This is a genomic window from Pseudomonas sp. 14P_5.3_Bac1 (assembly GCF_025466135.1).
GTDB lineage: Bacteria > Pseudomonadota > Gammaproteobacteria > Pseudomonadales > Pseudomonadaceae > Aquipseudomonas.
Genome location: NZ_JANLOF010000081.1, coordinates 77,104 through 94,743 on the forward strand (window position 1 = coordinate 77,104; position 17,640 = coordinate 94,743).

The window sequence follows — 17,640 nt, forward strand, 5'->3', positions numbered from 1 at the left end:
CATGTGAATGGCGGGGCTTTTTGCATGTCAGGCTGGCGGTTGTGTTGGCGTCACTGGCCTCTTCGCGAGCAAGCCCGCTCCCACATTTGACCGCACACACCCTGAAGAAACACGCTCGAATGTGGGAGCGAGCTTGCTCGCGAAGACGTCAGAACAATCGACAAAAATCTAGCGCCTGGTGACAAAAGCCGACAACGCCGCAATCGCCTCCGGCGATTTCAACCGCTGCGTAAACAAAGCCCCCTCCTCTTCAATCACTTGGCGCAACTGCTCGCGATCCACACTTTTCATCAAGTGTTTGCTGACTTGCACCGCGCCCGGCGCCAGCGCCTCAAAACGTTCAGCCACTTCCCGCGCCTTGGCCAGCGCCGCTTCACCGCTGCTCAACGCCTGCGTGGCAATGCCCCACGCGGCCGCCTGCTCACCGGTGAATCCCTCGCCCAGCAGCAACAGCTCAGCCGCCTTGGCATGCCCGAGCAATCGCGGCAGGATCAGGCTTGAGCCAAACTCCGGACACAGCCCAAGGTTGACGAATGGCATGCGCAAGCGCGCGTCGCGGCTGATATAGACCAGGTCGCAATGCAGCAGCAGGGTCGTGCCGATGCCCACCGCCGCGCCGGCCACAGCGGCGATCACTGGCTTGCGGCAATTGAGCAGGCTTTTCATAAAGTGAAACGGCGGGCTGTCGAGGTCGCTGGGCGGCTGTTCAAGGAAATCGCCGATGTCATTACCGGCGGTAAAACACTCACGGCTGCCCTGAATCAGCACGGCACGGATGTCTGGGTCCGCATCGGCCTGCTCCAACGCGTGAGCCAATTGCGTGTACATGGCGCGGGTCAGGGCGTTTTTCTTGTCCGGGCGGTTGAGCTGCAAGGTCAGCAGCCCGCGTTCGCGTTGCAGCAGGATGGCGTCGGTCATGGTGGATCTCGCGGCTGTAGAAATCAGCGCTCAACCACGGGGCACAAACACATCGGCCAGCAGTTGATTGCGCGGCAGACCGGCCAGGAACAAGCGCTTGGAAAACGCCTCGACGCTGACAGGGTGCCCGCAGAGTAAGGCCAGAGTTTGCCGCGAAACAAGCCGCAGTTGCGCCAATGCCTGGGTCAACTCAGCCGCAGTCCACAGCTCCACGGTCACGTTCGGATGCTGCAAAGCCAACTGCGCCAGGGGCTCGGCCAGGTAATGCGCGTCGGCATCATGAGCCAGGTGAATCACACGGATAGCGCCCTGATGATCCTGGCGCAACGCCTCGCGCAGCACGCCCCATAACGGCCCAAGCCCGGTGCCGGCGGCCAGTAGCCATAGCGGCCGCGAATGCCAGTCGGGATCGTATTGCAGCGCCCCGCCCCTCAACTCGCCCAGGCGCAGGTCGTCTCCCACTTGCAACTGGCGGGCAATATTTATGAATTCACCGGGCTGACGGCAATCGAGGTGAAACTCCAGGAAGGGATCTTCCTGAGGCAAGCTCGCCAGGGAATAGGGCCGCGCCACCTGTCCCGCCCACACCACCAGATGCTGCCCGGCGCGATAACGCAGGCCACGCTCCGGTTGCAAGCGCAGGCGCAACACACTCGCATTCAACCAGTCGACGCCCACCACCTTGGCGGGCAAACCGTCACGCAGCGGGTCGAACGTTTCGACTTGCACGTCCCCGACAACCTGGCATTGGCACGCCAAACGCCACCCCTGCTGACGTTGCGCCGGGCTCAAGGCGTCGGGTTGTTTGTCCTCGACCGCACCCTGGCAGCGCACCAGGCACGCATGGCAACTGCCCGCCCGACAACTGTAAGGCACGGCCACACCCGCCAGATTCAGGGCATCCAGCAAGTTGCTGCCGGTGGCTACCGACCAGTGGCGTTCGCCGACGTGCAGTTCAGGCATATAAGGTCTCAATCAGAAGAGGCGCGCACAGGGAATCATGCCTGCGACAGTTTGACCATAGTCGGGTGTATCGGCCACCGCGCCGGGTTATACTGCCGCGCCTTTTTAGCGTCGCGCCTGCACCTACGGCGTGCCTTGGAAAGGTGGACTCAGCCGACCGATGTACCCCACTGAGCCACCTTTATTGAATGTTCCCTTATAGAGGAGCGCGACTCATGACCGTGATCAAGCAAGACGACCTGATTCAGAGCGTTGCCGACGCCCTGCAATTCATTTCCTACTACCACCCCGTTGACTTCATCCAGGCGATGCACGAAGCCTACCTGCGCGAAGAATCGCCGGCAGCCCGTGACTCCATTGCGCAGATCCTGATCAACTCGCGCATGTGCGCCACCGGCCATCGCCCGATCTGCCAGGACACCGGTATCGTCACCGTGTTCGTGCGCGTGGGCATGGACGTACGTTGGGATGGCGCCACCATGGGCCTGGACGACATGATCAACGAGGGCGTGCGTCGCGCCTACAACCTGCCGGAAAACGTCCTGCGTGCATCGATCCTCGCCGACCCGGCAGGTGCGCGTAAAAACACCAAGGACAACACCCCGGCCGTGATCCACTACTCCATCGTCCCGGGTAACACCGTGGAAGTGGACGTGGCAGCCAAGGGCGGCGGTTCCGAGAACAAGTCGAAAATGGCCATGCTCAACCCGTCCGACTCGATCGTCGACTGGGTGCTCAAGACCGTTCCGACCATGGGCGCCGGCTGGTGCCCACCGGGCATGCTGGGCATCGGCATCGGCGGCACCGCCGAGAAAGCTGCGGTCATGGCCAAGGAAGTGTTGATGGAATCCATCGACATCCACGAGCTGAAAAAGCGCGGCCCGCAGAACCGTATCGAAGAGATGCGCCTGGAGCTGTTCGAGAAGGTCAACCAACTGGGCATCGGCGCCCAGGGCCTGGGTGGCCTGACCACCGTGCTCGACGTGAAAATCATGGACTACCCGACCCACGCCGCCTCGCTGCCGGTGTGCATGATCCCCAACTGCGCCGCCACCCGTCACGCACACTTCGTGCTCGACGGTTCGGGCCCGGCGTCGCTGGAAGCGCCATCGCTGGACGCCTACCCGGAAATCGTCTGGGAAGCCGGCCCATCGGCCCGCCGCGTCAACCTCGACACGCTGACCCCGGAAGAAGTGCAAAGCTGGAAACCGGGCGAAACCGTGTTGCTCAACGGCAAGATGCTCACTGGCCGCGACGCGGCGCACAAGCGCATGGTCGAGATGCTGAACAAGGGCGAAACCCTGCCGGTAGACCTCAAGGGTCGCTTCATCTACTACGTCGGCCCGGTTGATCCGGTGCGCGAAGAAGTGGTTGGCCCGGCTGGCCCGACCACCGCCACGCGGATGGACAAGTTCACCCGTCAGATCCTCGAGCAGACCGGCCTGCTGGGCATGATCGGCAAATCCGAGCGCGGCCCGACCGCCATCGAAGCGATCAAGGACCACAAAGCCGTGTACTTGATGGCTGTGGGCGGTGCGGCGTACCTGGTGGCGCAAGCCATCAAGAAGTCGCGCGTAGTCGCGTTCGCCGAACTGGGCATGGAAGCGATCTACGAGTTCGACGTGAAGGACATGCCGGTCACCGTTGCGGTGGACAGCAAGGGCGAATCCGTACACATCACCGGTCCTGCCATCTGGCAGAAAAAGATCAGTGAAAGCCTGGCGGTAGAAGTGCAGTAAGCACTTCACTGCGAGGATAAAGGCGACTGCGGCCCATGGCCCAGTCGCCTTTTTTATGGCTTGCTCATTCCTTTGGGCCAGTGGGGTCTGTTGCGGCTGGTGGGCATGTTGTGGCTAGAGGGATTGGTTGTGGCGAGCGGGCTTGCCCCGCGTTGGGTGGCGAAGCCGCCCCAATAAGGCCACCGCAGTGTGCCAGGCCTATCGCGGGGGCAGTTTTTAGGGCGGCTTCGCCCCCCCTACGCGGGGCAAGCCCGCTCGCCACAACAAGCCCGCTCGCCACAAACTGAACGGCGTGCATGCTATGGTGCTCACCCCTTACCGTGCCTGTTCATCACCGTATGATCGCGATCCCACGCCCCCTGCGCCTGACCTTCTATTCCCTGTTGATCATCGCCGGAGCGGTGCTGGCCGCTGCCTTGGCCACTCGCCATGCCGAACGCCAAGCCTTGGTGGATGACGCCGCCCGCGCCAATCAACAGCTCACGCTCTATGGCAATTCCCTGCACACCCTGATCGAACGCTACCGCGCCCTGCCCGCCGTACTGGCGCTGGATTCGGAAATGATCAGCGCCTTGAAAGGCCCGCTCGACGCCACCACCCAAGACCTGCTCAACCGCAAACTGGAGCGCATCAACGGCGCAGCACAGTCCTCAACCCTGGAACTGATGGACCGCAACGGCCTGGCCGTGGCCGCCAGTAACTGGAACTTGCCGAGCAGTTATGTCGGCCACAACTACGCCTTTCGCCCCTATTTCAGCCAGACCTTGAGCCAAGGCACCGGGCGTTTTTATGCGGTCGGCGTAACCACCGGCATTCCGGGTTACTTCCTCTCCAGCGCGGTGGTCGATGAACATGAGCAGTTTCTCGGCGCCATGGTCGTGAAGCTCGAACTCTCCGAACTTGAACGTGAGTGGGCCCAGGGCAATGACCTGCTGCTGGTCAGCGACGCGCGCGGCATCGTGTTTATCGCCAACCAGCCGGGCTGGCGTTATCGCAACCTGCGGCCGCTGTCGGCCAGCGACCTTGCCGAACTCAAGGCCAAGCGCCAATACGATAAAAAGCAATTGCAGCCGCTGCAAACCCAGACGCTGCAGCGCTTCGACGAAAACAGCCACCTGATGCGCGTCAATGGCCCTGACGGCAATGCCAACTACATCTGGGAATCCTTGCCACTGAAGGCCGAAGGCTGGACCCTGCACCTGCTGCGCAAACCGCAGTTCGCCTTTGAGGATCAGCGCAACGCCGGCCTGGCCGCTGCTGGCTCGTGGCTGGCGCTGGTGTTTCTGGTGCTGTTCCTGACCCAACGCTGGCGCCTGGCCCGCCTGCGCCAGCGCAGCCGCGAAGAGTTGGAACAGCTTGTGGAGGAGCGCACCCAGGAGCTGCGCACGGCCCAGGATGGCTTGGTGCAATCGGCCAAACTGGCGGCACTGGGCCAGATGTCCGCCGCACTCGCCCATGAAATCAACCAGCCGCTGACCGCCCAACGCATGCAGTTGGCGACTCTGCGCCTGCTGCTGGACCACGGCCGCGTGGACGATGCCTACCAAGCGCTCACACCGCTGGACGACATGCTCACGCGCATGGCCGCACTCACCGGCCACCTCAAGACCTTCGCGCGCAAAAGCCCCAGCGGCTTGCGCGAAAAGCTCGACCTGGCCACCGTCGTCGACCAATCCCTGCACTTGCTCGACGCGCGCCTGCGCGAGGAAGCCATCGGCGTGGTGCTGGACTTGGCCCGCCCCGCGTGGGTTCGCGGTGATGCCATCCGCCTGGAGCAGGTGTTGATCAACCTGCTGCGCAACGCTTTGGATGCGATGGCCGACAAGCCACGCAAGCGCCTGGAGATCCGCCTGCACGCCGACCAGCAGTTATGGCGACTGACCGTCAGCGACAGCGGCGGCGGCATTGCAGAGGAACACTTGAGCAACGTGTTCGACCCGTTCTTTACCACCAAACCCGTCGGAGACGGCCTCGGCCTCGGGCTGGCGGTGTCCTACGCTATCGTGCATGAACTGGGCGGGCGCCTGCTCGCCGGCAACCGTGGCGACGGCGCAATATTCACCTTGACCTTACCGATTGCGCTGGAGACGCCCGACCTATGTTGAACGCCGTGATTGTGGTCGATGACGAAGCCAGCATTCGCACGGCCGTCGAACAGTGGTTGAGCCTGTCAGGGTTTGACGTGCAGTTGTTCAGCCGCGCCGAGGAATGCCTGGCGCACCTGCCCAGGGACTTTGCCGGGGTGATCTTGAGCGATGTGCGCATGCCCGGGCTCAGCGGCCTGGAACTGCTGGCCGAAGTGCAACGCCGGGATGCCGATTTGCCGGTGATTCTGCTCACCGGCCACGGCGATGTGCCGATGGCGGTGGAAGCGATGCGCGACGGCGCCTATGACTTTCTGGAAAAGCCCTTCAGCCCCGACGCCTTGCTCAACAGCCTGCGCCGTGCCCTGGACAAACGCAGGCTGATCCTGGAAAACCGTCGTCTGCATCAACAGGCCGACCATCGCGCGCAGCTCGAATCGAGCCTGCTGGGCGTGTCCCGAGGCTTGCAGAACCTGCGACGCCAGGTCCTGGATCTGGCGAACCTGCCGGTCAATGTGTTGATCCGTGGCGAGACCGGCAGCGGTAAAGAGCTGGTCGCGCGCTGCCTGCACGATTTTGGCCCGCGCGCAAAAAAGCCGTTTGTCGCGCTCAACTGCGCCGCCATCCCCGAGCAGCTGTTTGAGGCCGAATTGTTCGGCCACGAAAGTGGCGCGTTCACCGGAGCCCAAGGCAAGCGTATCGGCAAGCTGGAATATGCCCATGGCGGCACGCTGTTCCTGGATGAAATCGAAAGCATGCCGCTGGCCCAGCAGGTGAAGTTGCTGCGCGTATTGCAGGAACAAAAGCTCGAGCGACTGGGCTCCAACCAAAGCATTCACGTGGACTTGCGCATCATTGCCGCCACCAAGCCGGACCTGCTGGAAGAGGCGCGCGCCGGGCGTTTTCGCGAAGATTTGGCCTACCGACTGAACGTCGCACAACTGCGCCTGCCACCTCTGCGCGAGCGCCGTGAAGACATTCCGCTACTGTTCGACCACTTTGCCCACAGCGCCGCCGAGCGCCTGGGCCGCAGCGCCGAGCCCTTGAGCGGCGCGCAACTGGGGCGGCTGCTCAGCCATGATTGGCCGGGTAATGTGCGTGAACTGGCCAACGTCGCCGAGCGCCAGGTGCTGGGGCTTGGCGACCCGGAACCGGAAGGCGTCGAGGCCGGGCAATCCCTGGCGGCGCAGCAGGAGGCGTTCGAGGCTCATTGCTTGAAGGCCGCGTTGACCCGGCATAAAGGCGATATCAAGGCGGTGCTGGCGGAGTTGCAACTGCCGCGCAGAACCTTGAATGAAAAGATGCAGCGGCATGGGTTGGTGCGGGAGATGTTTCTCTAGGCCAATCGTTGTGTTGACTGGCAGGCCGCTATCGGGGGCAAGCCCCCTCCCACACTTGAGCGTGTTCACAAATCAAAATGTGGGAGGGGGCTTGCCCCCGATAAGGACAGCAGCCATAAGCGGATTTCCGCTCATCACCTGAAAATCATCAGCAAATTTCCGCTCAATAAAATCTTGTAACCCTTCTATTCCGGGCCTTCACCCACCTGGCACAGCTCCTGCTATAGCCCCAGCCAGGCAGTGCTCAAGCACGCTCCATAAAAACAACTAGATGAAGGATCCTTCAATGGATAACTCCAACTCCCTGCCTCTGGGGTCGGCGGCTGCGCCGGCAAAAGAACGCAGTACTTCCAGCCGGATCAAATCGATTTTCAGCGGTTCGGTCGGCAACATGGTCGAGTGGTACGACTGGTACGTCTACGCCGCCTTCTCGCTGTACTTCGCCAAAGCCTTCTTTCCGAAAGGCGACACCACCGCCCAACTGCTGAACACCGCCGCGATCTTCGCCGTGGGCTTCCTGATGCGCCCGATCGGTGGCTGGCTGATGGGGCTGTATGCCGACCGTGCCGGTCGCAAAGCGGCCTTGATGGCTTCGGTGCTGTTGATGTGCTTCGGCTCACTGATCATCGCCCTGAGCCCGGGTTATGAAACCATCGGCGTCGGCGCACCGATCCTGCTGGTGTTCGCCCGCCTGCTGCAAGGTCTGTCGGTGGGTGGCGAGTACGGTACCTCGGCCACTTACTTGAGCGAAATGGCGACCAAGGAACGTCGCGGCTTCTTCTCCAGCTTCCAATACGTGACGCTGATCTCCGGCCAACTCATCGCGCTGGCAGTATTGATCGTGCTGCAACAGGTGCTCACCACCGAACAACTGTACGACTGGGGCTGGCGCATCCCGTTCGCCATCGGCGCCCTGTGCGCAGTGGTCGCGCTGTACCTGCGTCGTGGCATGGAAGAAACCGAGTCGTTCACCAAAAAGGAAAAGGCCAAGGAAAGCGCCATGCGCACCTTGATGCGCCACCCCAAGGAACTGATGACCGTGGTCGGCCTGACCATGGGCGGCACCCTGGCGTTCTACACCTACACCACCTACATGCAGAAATACCTGGTGAACACGGTGGGCATGAGCATTTCCGACTCCACCACCATTTCGGCGGCCACGCTGTTTCTGTTCATGTGCCTGCAACCTATTGTCGGCGGGCTGTCGGACAAGGTTGGCCGCCGGCCGATCCTGATCGCCTTCGGTATCCTCGGCACCTTGTTTACCGTGCCGATCCTTACCACCCTGCACACCATCCAGACCTGGTGGGGCGCGTTTTTCCTGATCATGGCGGCACTGATCATCGTCAGCGGCTACACCTCGATCAACGCGGTGGTGAAGGCCGAGCTGTTCCCTACGGAAATCCGTGCCTTGGGCGTGGGCCTGCCGTATGCGCTGACCGTGTCGATCTTCGGCGGTACGGCTGAATACATCGCGCTGTGGTTCAAGAGCATTGGCATGGAAACCGGCTATTACTGGTATGTGACGGCCTGTATTGCGGTGTCGCTGGTGGTCTACGTGACCATGAAAGACACCCGCAAGCATTCACGGATTACCACGGACTAAACAGTGTGAGAGCGGGCTTGCTCGCGAAAGCGCAGTGTCAGTCAATGTTGCTCTGACTGATCCACCGCATTCGCGAGCAAGCCCGCTCCCACATTTTGGTCTTCAGCGTTTCATAAACAGCGTCAGGTCAGCTCTACGGGCTGCCGGCGCCCGTAACGGCGCTGCGCATACGACGCCCCGGCAATCATTACCACCAACACGCCCGCCAACACCGCCGATGAACCGATGGTGCCGAAATCCAGCCCGCCCTTTTCATGGGGCTTGGTGAGGAAATCGCCCAGGGTCGCACCGAACGGCCGAGTCAGCACAAACGCCACCCAGAACAACAGCACCGAAGAAATCTGGGTGAAGTATTTAAGTGCTACCACCACCGCAATGGCCGAGCCGATCAGCAAGGCGCCACCGGCAAAACCCAACCCGAAGTCGTCCGCCAGGAAGTCACCCAACGCGGTGCCCAAGGTGTTGGAGAACAGAATCGCCATCCAGTAAAACAGCTCGCCTCGAAAGGTCTGGACCTTGTTCACGTTCAGCGAATCACCGCTGAGGTGCCACAACGCGAAGATGATCATCAGGATCACGATCAGGATCATCGAGCCGGTGGCGTACCCGAGACCCAAGGTGCGGTCCATGAAATCCGACATCGTGGTGCCGGCGGTACTCGTGGACAGAATCACGATCCAGTACAACACCGGGTTGTAGGTTTTCGACCAGAGCTGCGTCATCAGGGTGACGAGAAACACGCTGATCAAGATCATCGAACTGATGGCGTAGCCGACATTCAGGGTCATCGACAACAAATCCCCGGCGGTTTCGCCCAGGGTGGTTGCGCAGATTTTCATGACCCAGAACGCCAGGGTGATCTGAGGAAGTTTGTTCATTGTGCGCAAGGCTCCGAAGCTCAGTCGTGCATTGGGCCGACGTATAGGGGGTGTCGACCTGGCGCGCAGACTGAACGGGACGCTGTGAAAAATAGGTGGGCAATCAATGAAAATTCCATCCGGCCAATGGAAATTCACCGTCATGGATTGCACTATGGCTACCTCACAGCCCCCCGCAGCAGGAACCCCGGCCCATGTCTGACGATATCCACTTCTACGAACCCGCCAATGGCCACGGCCTGCCCCATGACCCGTTCAATGCCATCGTCGGGCCACGGCCGATTGGCTGGATTTCTTCCCACGACCGCGAAGGCCGCCTGAACCTGGCGCCCTACAGCTTTTTCAATGCATTCAATTACATTCCGCCGATCATTGGGTTTTCCAGCGTCGGGCGCAAAGACAGCCTGAACAACATCGAACAGACCGGCGAGTTTGTGTGGAACCTGGCCACTCGCCCGTTGGCCGAGCAGATGAACCAGAGTTGCGCGGCGGTATCGCCAGAGGTCAACGAGTTCGAGCTGTCCGGCCTGACGCCAGTCGCCTCGAAAATTGTCGGCGTGCCGCGCGTGGGCGAAAGCCCGGTGTCGTTCGAATGCAAGGTGACGCAGATTATTCAGTTGCAGCGCGCCGACAAAGAGTTGGTGCCGAGCTGGCTGGTGTTGGGCGAGGTGGTCGCGGTGCACATTGCCAAGTGGCTGCTCAAGGATGGGATCTATGACACGGCCGCCGCGGAGCCGATCTTGCGCGGCGGTGGCCCGGCGGATTACTTCCAGCTGGGGCCGCAGGCACTGTTCAAGATGTATCGCCCAGGCGCCACTCAGCGCTGAGTGAAAGGCAAAAAAATGTGGGAGCGGGCTTGCTCGCGAAGGCGGTGAATCAGTCGATATTTTCGGTGACTGACACTGCGCCTTCGCGAGCAAGCCCGCGCCCACATTTGGATCGGTGGGGTTGATTAGTCAGCGGCAGGTGACCAGGTCAATTGCCCTTCTTCGTCCACGTCGACCAACCGCTGCAATTGCGCGGCAGCCGCATCGTCGGCGTCGTCAGCGGTCTTGAACGTGTGGCCTTCAAGGATCTTGTGAAACCTGGGGGCGCCCATGCCATCCAGTGCCTTGACGGCGATGGCGGCGCTGTAGCCACCCTCTTCTTCACGCACCAAGGCGGAAACGGCTTCGTGGTGGGCAAACTCTTTACGTGCCATGTTGCAGGTCCTGGCCAATGGGAAAGTTGGCCATTCTAACCTTCTCAACCGGCCAGTTGCAGGTACTCGCCGTAGGCATGCGCCGCGGATGCATCAGTAAAGGTCTGGAAGTCCATGCTGCGTACCACCATGTCGTTCAACAGCTCGGTAAAGACCATCAAGGCGGGCGAGTTGAAGTAGGCGCTCATCGCCTGCTCGCTGCTCCAGAAGCCGCAGACCAGCCACACATCGGGATCCACTTGGGAATGCTGCAACGAGAATTGCAGGCAACCCTGAGCCTGACGGCCCGGTTCGATCAAACTGCTCAAGCGTGCACCGAGTTCGGTGCTGCACCCGGTACGGGCACGGATAAAGGCCATATGGCTCGCGGGAATGGGGGTGGACATGTTCGACTCTCCCGTTGAGAAGTGATGCTCGGCAAGCACTGTGAGGGCGTGCTGCCACAGGATCAAAGATAACGGCGCGGGTGCGGGCGCGGTTAGTCAATTCCTGCCGGCTTATTGCACAATCCTGCCAGAGGCGTAGATAAGACGTTTGGCCCCGGGGGTTTATTCCATGGCCATGTTCAGTGTTTCAGGCAGATGACAGGCACTGCACTTGCCTGATTCGCGACTTATCGCAGGATCAGGCAAGGATTGTGCAGGATCGACGTAACACTTTCTCAAAAGCCGCCGCTAAGCTGATCCCATCAAAAAAGCTTGTAGAGAACACGTCATGTCGTCGGAACATAAGTCCATTCCTCTCGATGCCGAGACGGAAAAACAGCGCGCCGAACTCGCCAGCATCGTGCACCGGCATACCTGGGAAGATGGCTCCTACGGCACGGCGATCACCTCGTTGTTCCTCAACCGCCACAACACGCCGCGCGACTTCATGCCGGTGCTGGTGGAACCTGCGCTGTGCATCCTCGCCAGCGGCAGCAAGGAAGTACGCCTGGCTGACGAAATCTTCGCCTACGACCCGCTCAACTACCTGGTGTTCTCCGTGGCGATGCCGGTGGCCGGGCGGATCATCGATGCCACGCCGGAAGATCCCAACCTGTCGGTGCGCATCAATATCGACCCGGCGCAACTGACGGCGCTGATCGCCGAGGCCGGGCCGATGGGCGTGCCCTCGCGTCCGACTTCGCGCGGCATGTACGTCGACCGCATCGACACCCAATTGCTCGACGCCGTGCTGCGCCTGGCGCGCCTGCTGGATACGCCCAAAGACATCGCGATGCTGGCGCCGTTGATCAACCGCGAGATTCTTTACCGCTTGCTGCGTGGGCCGCAGGGTTACCGGCTGTATGAAATCGCCGTGGCCAACAGTCAGAGCCATCGGGTGAGCCAGGCCATCAAGTGGCTGAACGGCAACTATGAACAGCCGCTGCGTATTGATGACCTGGCCCGCGAAGTAAACCTCAGCGTCTCGACGTTGCACCACCGCTTCAAGGCGATTACCGCGATGAGCCCGCTGCAATACCAGAAGCAGTTGCGCCTGCAGGAAGCGCGGCGTTTGATGATTGCCGAAGGGCTGGAAGCCTCGGCGGCGGGGTATCGGGTGGGGTATGAAAGCCCGTCGCAGTTCAGCCGCGAGTACAGCCGGCTGTTTGGGGCGCCGCCGTTGAGAGACTTGGCCAGAATGCGCCAAAGTATCTGACCCACCACAAGTCTCATTGGGGGAGCTGGCTTGCCTGCTCCCACATTTGATCCTCGGAGTGCTTTAGTCCAAGGTCCGGGGCAACTGCAAAGTGACGCGCAAACCACCCTCGCGCAAATTCTGCAAACTCACCTCACCGCCATGGCTGTGGGCGATGTTGCGCGCAATGCCCAACCCCAAGCCATAACCCTGCTGCTGCCCGGCCAACCGAAAGTGCGGTTCAAACACTTGCTCCAGCCGCTGCTCCGGCACGCCGGGGCCTTCGTCGTCGACGTGCAGGATAAATTCCGCGCCATCGTCTTCAATGTGCAAATGCGCGCTCTGACCGTACTTCAACGCATTGTCGATCAGGTTACCGATGCAGCGCTTGAGCGCCAGCGGCTTGCCTGCATACGGCGCCAGGGCGCGGCCATCCTGGGTGATGCGGCCATTGCCGTTTGGCGCCAGGTACGGCTCCACCAGGCAATCAAGGACGTGATTTAGGTCGACCGGCTCGATGTTTTCGTGGATGTCAGTGTCTTTCACGCATTGCAGCGCGCCCTTCACCAGCAACTCCAATTCATCCAGGTCGCGACCGAACTTGGCTTGCAGGTTCTCGTCTTCGAGCAGTTCCACGCGCAGGCGCAAGCGGGTGATCGGCGTGCGCAAATCGTGGGAAATCGCGCTGAACAATTGGCTGCGCTCGGTCAGGTAACGGCTGATGCGTTCGCGCATGGCGTTGAACGCACGGCCCACTTCCACCACTTCGCTGCCGCCGCCTTCGGCCACCGGCTCGACATCCGCGCCCAGGGACATATCACGCGCCGCCCGCGCCAGACGCTTGAGCGGTCGGCTTTGCCAGTGCACCAGCAGGCCGATAAACAACAATAGAAAACCGCTGGTCAGCACGATAAACCACACCTGCTGCGACGGCAGGCCCTGTTCTTCAAGGCTGGTGTAGGGCTCGGGCAACAACGAGGCGATGTACAGCCATTCGCCCGGCGCCAGCTGGATCTGCGTGACCAGCACCGGCGGATTCACCGGTTCCAGGGTCAACGCGTAATGCGCCCAGGACCGCGGCAGTTCATCGAGCTTCAGGCCAGCGTTGAAAATGCGCAGGTCTTCGGCACTGACGAACTCCACCGAGATATGCACGTCGCCGCCCAGGGTCTGGCGCAAGACTTCGTCTACCGCTTGCAGCACCGCCTGTTTGCGCGGGGTCTGCGGCAATATCTGCATATCCAGAGGTCGGTCGTTGAGGGTCACCACAAAACGGGTGCCGCCCATGCTGCGCAACTGGTCCAGCACCAGCGGGCGGTAGGCCACTGGCAACGAGCGGAAATAACTCACGCTGGCCGTCATCGAATGCGCCAGGCTGCGGGCGCTCGTGACCAGGCCCTCGAGCTGGGTGGCGCGCAATTGCGAGACCCAGATCACGCTGGACAGTGCCTGGGCGAACAGCACCGCGAGCAAGGTCAGCAGCAACATCCGCCCCAGCAGCGAGCGCGGCACCGGGAAACGGCGGCGGCGTTCGCTTAAATGCTCAGTGGGCATTGCCGGCAACCACGCTGGCTGCCAGTTGGTAACCGCTGCCGCGCACGGTGCGGATCAGCCGTGGGGGTTTTTCGGTATCGCGCAGGCGTTGGCGCAAGCGGCTCACGGCCATGTCGACGATACGGTCCAGCGGCATCAGGTCGCGGCCACGGGTGGCGTTGCCAATGGTGTCGCGGTCGAGAATTTGCTGCGGGTGATCGAGAAACAGTTTGAGCAGGGCAAAGTCGGCGCCGGAAAGAATCACCTCTTCGCCGTCCACGTGAAACAGGCGATGGCTGATCATGTCCAGTCGCCATTCATCAAACACCCACACATCGCCGCCGCTGCTGCGCTCCTGGCCGAACTGGGCGCGGCGCAGCAAGGCTTTGATTCGCGCTTGCAGCTCGCGCGGGCTGAAGGGCTTGCCGATGTAGTCGTCGGCGCCCAGCTCCAGGCCGATCACGCGGTCGGTTTCGTCGGAACTGGCAGTGAGCATGATGATCGGCACCTGCGCCTGGCGCGGGTGCTGGCGAATCCAGCGGCAGAGGCTGAAACCGTCTTCGTCGGGCAGCATCACATCGAGGATGACCAGATCGCACGGCGCCTCGTTCATCGCCTGGCGAAACCCTGCACCATCCGGCACGCCACGCACCTGGAAGCCGGCGCGACTGAGGTAGGTTTGCAGCAATTCGCGGATTTCCTGGTCGTCGTCGACGAGGAGAATCGATTTACTGATTACGCTCACGGGGTCCTCCTTGTTGTTATGGCCAAGCTTGAGTCATCTGTTGCTCTTGAGGCCCTATCGCGGGCAAGCCCGCTCCCACATTTAAACTCATTCCAACTGGATGAATGCGGTTGAATGTGAGAGCGGGCTTGCTCGCGAAGAGGCCATCACTGCCTATGCAAAAGCCTGCTCCAGCGCCACACCCGCCCCAGTCAACCCGGAATATGGCGCGGTCACCAACCACACCGGAATGCCTTTGAAATAATCGCTCATGCAGCCTTTGTCGCTGAAGCTCTTGGCGAAACCGCTGTTGATAAAGAAGTCGGCAAAGCGTGGGATGACCCCGCCCACGATATACACGCCACCGCGTCCACCGGTGGTCAGCACGTTGTTGCCGGCCACGCGGCCCAGCCAGATGCTGAACTGGTTCAACACTTCGATCGCCACCGGGTCCCCGGCCAGGCCGGCTGCCGTAATGGCTTCGGGCGTGTCCAGCACCGGCGTGTGCCCGTCGACCGCGCAAATCGCGCGGTACACCCGTGGCAGGCCGCCGCCGCTCAAGGCGGTTTCGGCACTGACGTGCCCGATCTCGGTGTAGATGTGCTGCCACAGCTGGGTTTCACGCGGGCTGCTCAGCGGCAGGTCGACGTGGCCGCCCTCGCCCGGCAGCGCCGTATATCGGCCTTCGCCCAGGTCCAGCAAGGTGCCGACGCCAAGGCCGGTGCCCGGCCCGATCACCACCGCCGGGCGCAGCGGTTCCGGCGTGCCTTCGCAGACCACGCGAAATTCGTCGGGCTTGAGGCGAGTCATGCCCAGGGCCATGGCCGTGAAATCATTGACCAACAGCAGCTCATCCACCTGCAAGGTTTTACAGAATGCAGTTTTGCTCAGGCGCCAGTGATTGTTGGTGAATTTAAATTCATCGCCACTCACTGGCCCGGCCACCGACAGGCATACCGCGCCGATGTCCCCGATTTCCAGGCCTTCTTCCTTGAGGTAGACCTTGATGGCCTCCTCAGGGCTGTGGTGATCCGCGGTGGCATGCACGCGGATCGAGTGCAGTTCCTGATCCCGCCACAACGCAAAACGGGCGTTGGTACCACCGATGTCACCGACCAGCGCAAGCTTCACTTAAGCGTCTCCAAGGCAGAGGTAAAGGCGCTGGCGCCCTGCTCTGCGGAGCTTGCGGCCAAGCGCATAAATGCAAACAGCTCACGCCCCGCCCCCACGTTGTTGCCCAACAGGCCCGTGGCAGGCTTGCGCGCTGCGAATTCTTCGGCGTCCACCTTAAGCTCCAAGGTGCCGTTCACGCCATCCACGCGAATGATATCGCCATCTTTGACCCGCGCCAGCGGCCCGCCGCTTTGAGCTTCGGGGTTGACGTGAATCGCGGCAGGGATCTTACCCGACGCGCCGGACATACGCCCGTCTGTTACCAATGCCACTTTGAAGCCACGGTCCTGCAATACACCCAGGAACGGCGTCATCTTGTGCAATTCCGGCATGCCGTTGGAGCGCGGGCCCTGGAAGCGCATCACCGCGACAAAGTCTTTTTCCAACTCACCGGCCTTGAAGGCGTCGGCCAAGTCCTGTTGATCCTGGAACACCACGGCCGGCGCTTCGACGATCTGGTGCTCCGGGGCAACGGCGGAGACTTTCATCACGCCACGGCCGAGGTTGCCTTCCATCACGCGCAAGCCGCCTTCCGGCGAGAACGCACGGGCCACGGGGCGCAGGATGGTTTCATCGAGGCTTTCGATCGGGCCGTCGCGCCAGATCAGCTCGCCGTCGACCAGGAACGGCTCCTGGGTGTAACGGCTCAGGCCCTTGCCGGCCACGGTGTTGACGTCTTCGTGGAGCAGGCCGGCTTCGAGCAGTTCGCGGATCAGGAACGACATGCCGCCCGCCGCCTGGAAGTGGTTGATGTCGGCCTTGCCGTTTGGATACACGTGGGACAGGGTCGGCACCACCTCGGAGAGGTCGGCCATGTCCTGCCAGGTGAGGATGATGCCCGCCGACATGGCGATGGCCGGCATGTGCAGGGTGTGGTTGGTGGAACCGCCGGTGGCGTTGAGCGCGACGATGGAGTTGACGATGGATTTTTCGTCGACGATCTCGCCGATCGGCGTGAAGTTGCCATTGGCTTTGGTCAGGCGCGTGACCTGGTGCGCGGCTTCGCGGGTCAGCGCATCACGCAGCGGCGTGTACGGGTTGACGAACGAGGCGCCCGGCAAGTGCAGGCCCATCACTTCCATCAGCAGCTGGTTGGTGTTGGCGGTGCCGTAGAAGGTGCAGGTGCCGGGGCTGTGGTAGGACTTCATCTCCGATTCCAGCAGCTCTTCGCGGGTGGCCTTGCCTTCTGCGTAGCGCTGGCGCACGTCAGCCTTCTGCTTGTTGGAGATGCCCGAGGGCATCGGGCCGCCTGGCACAAAGATCATCGGCAGGTGGCCGTAGCGCAGCGCGCCCATCATCAGGCCGGGGACGATCTTGTCGCAGATGCCCAGCATCAGCGCGGCGTCGAACATGTTGTGGGACAGCGCTACCGCCGTCGACATGGCAATGACTTCACGGCTGAGCAGGCTCAGCTCCATGCCGGGTTCGCCTTGGGTCACGCCATCGCACATGGCAGGCGTGCCGCCGGCAAACTGGCCGACCGAGCCGACTTCGCGCAGGGCCTTTTTGATCTGTTCAGGGAAATGTTCGTACGGCTGGTGCGCCGAGAGCATGTCGTTATATGAGGAAACAATCGCCACATTGGCGGCGTTCATCATGCGCAGACTATTTTTATCTTCAGTGCCGCAGCCCGCCACGCCGTGGGCGAAGTTGGCGCATTGCAGCTTACCGCGCATCGGGCCATCGCTGGCGGCGCCGCGAATGAGCGCAAGGTAAGCCTCGCGGGTTGCACGACTGCGGGCGATAAGCCGTTCGGTGACCTCAATTACGCGGGGATGCATGTGTAGAACTCCAGGCTAACGGATGTGGCGACCCTCGTTCCTATGCTGATCAAACGCCCGCAGCTCATGGGATGGCAGGG

General features: G+C 61.7%; 15 protein-coding genes. 6 read left to right on the top strand and 9 right to left on the bottom strand.

What is annotated here, in order from left to right:
• Window positions 1–168: 168 nt before the first annotated feature.
• Window positions 169–918 carry an enoyl-CoA hydratase-related protein gene (locus tag NTD89_RS22575; RefSeq protein ID WP_262209803.1) on the bottom strand — a complete coding sequence of 250 codons (750 nt, stop codon included), beginning with the start codon at window positions 916–918 and terminating at the stop codon, window positions 169–171.
• A gap of 30 nt (window positions 919–948) precedes the next feature.
• Entirely contained in the window at window positions 949–1,881 is a 933-nt protein-coding gene (locus NTD89_RS22580; RefSeq protein ID WP_262209804.1) for an iron-sulfur-binding ferredoxin reductase, read from the bottom strand.
• 215 nt (window positions 1,882–2,096) lie between these two features.
• Here NTD89_RS22580 and NTD89_RS22585 point away from each other — a divergent pair, with 215 nt between their 5' ends.
• The 4 genes from NTD89_RS22585 (at window position 2,097) to NTD89_RS22600 (ending at window position 8,650) form a co-directional block, all read left to right on the top strand.
• Window positions 2,097–3,620, top strand: a complete 1,524-nt coding sequence (locus NTD89_RS22585) for a fumarate hydratase (RefSeq protein ID WP_005790979.1) — start codon at window positions 2,097–2,099, stop codon at window positions 3,618–3,620.
• Between the two features lie 338 nt (window positions 3,621–3,958).
• Window positions 3,959–5,725 (top strand): ATP-binding protein, encoded by a 1,767-nt coding sequence (locus NTD89_RS22590; protein ID WP_262209807.1) that lies wholly within the window; start codon window positions 3,959–3,961, stop codon window positions 5,723–5,725.
• Window positions 5,719–7,044 carry a sigma-54-dependent transcriptional regulator gene (locus NTD89_RS22595; protein WP_262209809.1) on the top strand — a complete coding sequence of 442 codons (1,326 nt, stop codon included), beginning with the start codon at window positions 5,719–5,721 and terminating at the stop codon, window positions 7,042–7,044. Before NTD89_RS22590 ends, NTD89_RS22595 begins: the two co-directional genes overlap by 7 nt.
• Before the next feature lie 286 nt (window positions 7,045–7,330).
• Window positions 7,331–8,650: an MFS transporter gene (locus NTD89_RS22600; protein WP_145165403.1), complete on the top strand. Its 1,320-nt coding sequence runs from the start codon at window positions 7,331–7,333 to the stop codon at window positions 8,648–8,650.
• Between the two features lie 122 nt (window positions 8,651–8,772).
• Here the strand turns inward: NTD89_RS22600 and NTD89_RS22605 are convergent, their stop codons facing one another.
• Window positions 8,773–9,528 (bottom strand): hypothetical protein, encoded by a 756-nt coding sequence (locus tag NTD89_RS22605; protein ID WP_262209811.1) that lies wholly within the window; start codon window positions 9,526–9,528, stop codon window positions 8,773–8,775.
• Between the two features lie 194 nt (window positions 9,529–9,722).
• Here NTD89_RS22605 and NTD89_RS22610 point away from each other — a divergent pair, with 194 nt between their 5' ends.
• Window positions 9,723–10,355 carry a flavin reductase family protein gene (locus NTD89_RS22610; RefSeq protein ID WP_242199949.1) on the top strand — a complete coding sequence of 211 codons (633 nt, stop codon included), beginning with the start codon at window positions 9,723–9,725 and terminating at the stop codon, window positions 10,353–10,355.
• Window positions 10,356–10,480: 125 nt separating this feature from the next.
• On the opposite strand, the gene NTD89_RS22615 is transcribed toward NTD89_RS22610, so the two are convergent.
• On the bottom strand, window positions 10,481–10,729 hold the full coding sequence (locus NTD89_RS22615) for a hypothetical protein (protein WP_106578353.1): 249 nt from the start codon (window positions 10,727–10,729) through the stop codon (window positions 10,481–10,483).
• A gap of 44 nt (window positions 10,730–10,773) precedes the next feature.
• The gene (locus NTD89_RS22620) at window positions 10,774–11,115 is read right to left on the bottom strand and encodes an antibiotic biosynthesis monooxygenase family protein (RefSeq protein ID WP_145165411.1); all 342 of its coding nucleotides are present in this window, start codon (window positions 11,113–11,115) and stop codon (window positions 10,774–10,776) included.
• A gap of 328 nt (window positions 11,116–11,443) precedes the next feature.
• On the opposite strand from NTD89_RS22620, the gene NTD89_RS22625 reads away from it, so the two are divergent.
• Window positions 11,444–12,370 carry an AraC family transcriptional regulator gene (locus NTD89_RS22625; RefSeq protein ID WP_242199943.1) on the top strand — a complete coding sequence of 309 codons (927 nt, stop codon included), beginning with the start codon at window positions 11,444–11,446 and terminating at the stop codon, window positions 12,368–12,370.
• A gap of 63 nt (window positions 12,371–12,433) precedes the next feature.
• Here the strand turns inward: NTD89_RS22625 and NTD89_RS22630 are convergent, their stop codons facing one another.
• From NTD89_RS22630 to edd, 4 genes are all read right to left on the bottom strand, one after another.
• Complete coding sequence (locus tag NTD89_RS22630; RefSeq protein WP_410017227.1) at window positions 12,434–13,861, bottom strand: ATP-binding protein; 1,428 nt, start codon at window positions 13,859–13,861, stop codon at window positions 12,434–12,436.
• A gap of 31 nt (window positions 13,862–13,892) precedes the next feature.
• Complete coding sequence (locus NTD89_RS22635; protein WP_262209816.1) at window positions 13,893–14,627, bottom strand: response regulator; 735 nt, start codon at window positions 14,625–14,627, stop codon at window positions 13,893–13,895.
• 153 nt (window positions 14,628–14,780) lie between these two features.
• Window positions 14,781–15,737, bottom strand: coding sequence for a glucokinase (locus NTD89_RS22640; RefSeq protein WP_145165416.1), 957 nt, complete (start codon window positions 15,735–15,737; stop codon window positions 14,781–14,783).
• Complete coding sequence (edd, locus tag NTD89_RS22645) at window positions 15,734–17,560, bottom strand: phosphogluconate dehydratase (RefSeq protein WP_262209818.1); 1,827 nt, start codon at window positions 17,558–17,560, stop codon at window positions 15,734–15,736. Before edd ends, NTD89_RS22640 begins: the two co-directional genes overlap by 4 nt.
• Window positions 17,561–17,640 lie beyond the last annotated feature (80 nt).

Bases quoted from the DNA above. Each gene is read 5' to 3' on its own strand.
- NTD89_RS22575 (WP_262209803.1), bottom strand. From the start codon at position 918: ATGACCGACGCCATCCTGCTGCAACGCGAACGCGGGCTGCTGACCTTG.
- NTD89_RS22590 (WP_262209807.1), top strand. From the start codon at position 3,959: ATGATCGCGATCCCACGCCCCCTGCGCCTGACCTTCTATTCCCTGTTG.
- NTD89_RS22605 (WP_262209811.1), bottom strand. From the start codon at position 9,528: ATGAACAAACTTCCTCAGATCACCCTGGCGTTCTGGGTCATGAAAATC.
- NTD89_RS22620 (WP_145165411.1), bottom strand. From the start codon at position 11,115: ATGTCCACCCCCATTCCCGCGAGCCATATGGCCTTTATCCGTGCCCGT.
- NTD89_RS22580 (WP_262209804.1), bottom strand. From the start codon at position 1,881: ATGCCTGAACTGCACGTCGGCGAACGCCACTGGTCGGTAGCCACCGGC.
- NTD89_RS22625 (WP_242199943.1), top strand. From the start codon at position 11,444: ATGTCGTCGGAACATAAGTCCATTCCTCTCGATGCCGAGACGGAAAAA.
- NTD89_RS22595 (WP_262209809.1), top strand. From the start codon at position 5,719: ATGTTGAACGCCGTGATTGTGGTCGATGACGAAGCCAGCATTCGCACG.
- edd (WP_262209818.1), bottom strand. From the start codon at position 17,560: ATGCATCCCCGCGTAATTGAGGTCACCGAACGGCTTATCGCCCGCAGT.
- NTD89_RS22600 (WP_145165403.1), top strand. From the start codon at position 7,331: ATGGATAACTCCAACTCCCTGCCTCTGGGGTCGGCGGCTGCGCCGGCA.
- NTD89_RS22615 (WP_106578353.1), bottom strand. From the start codon at position 10,729: ATGGCACGTAAAGAGTTTGCCCACCACGAAGCCGTTTCCGCCTTGGTG.
- NTD89_RS22610 (WP_242199949.1), top strand. From the start codon at position 9,723: ATGTCTGACGATATCCACTTCTACGAACCCGCCAATGGCCACGGCCTG.
- NTD89_RS22585 (WP_005790979.1), top strand. From the start codon at position 2,097: ATGACCGTGATCAAGCAAGACGACCTGATTCAGAGCGTTGCCGACGCC.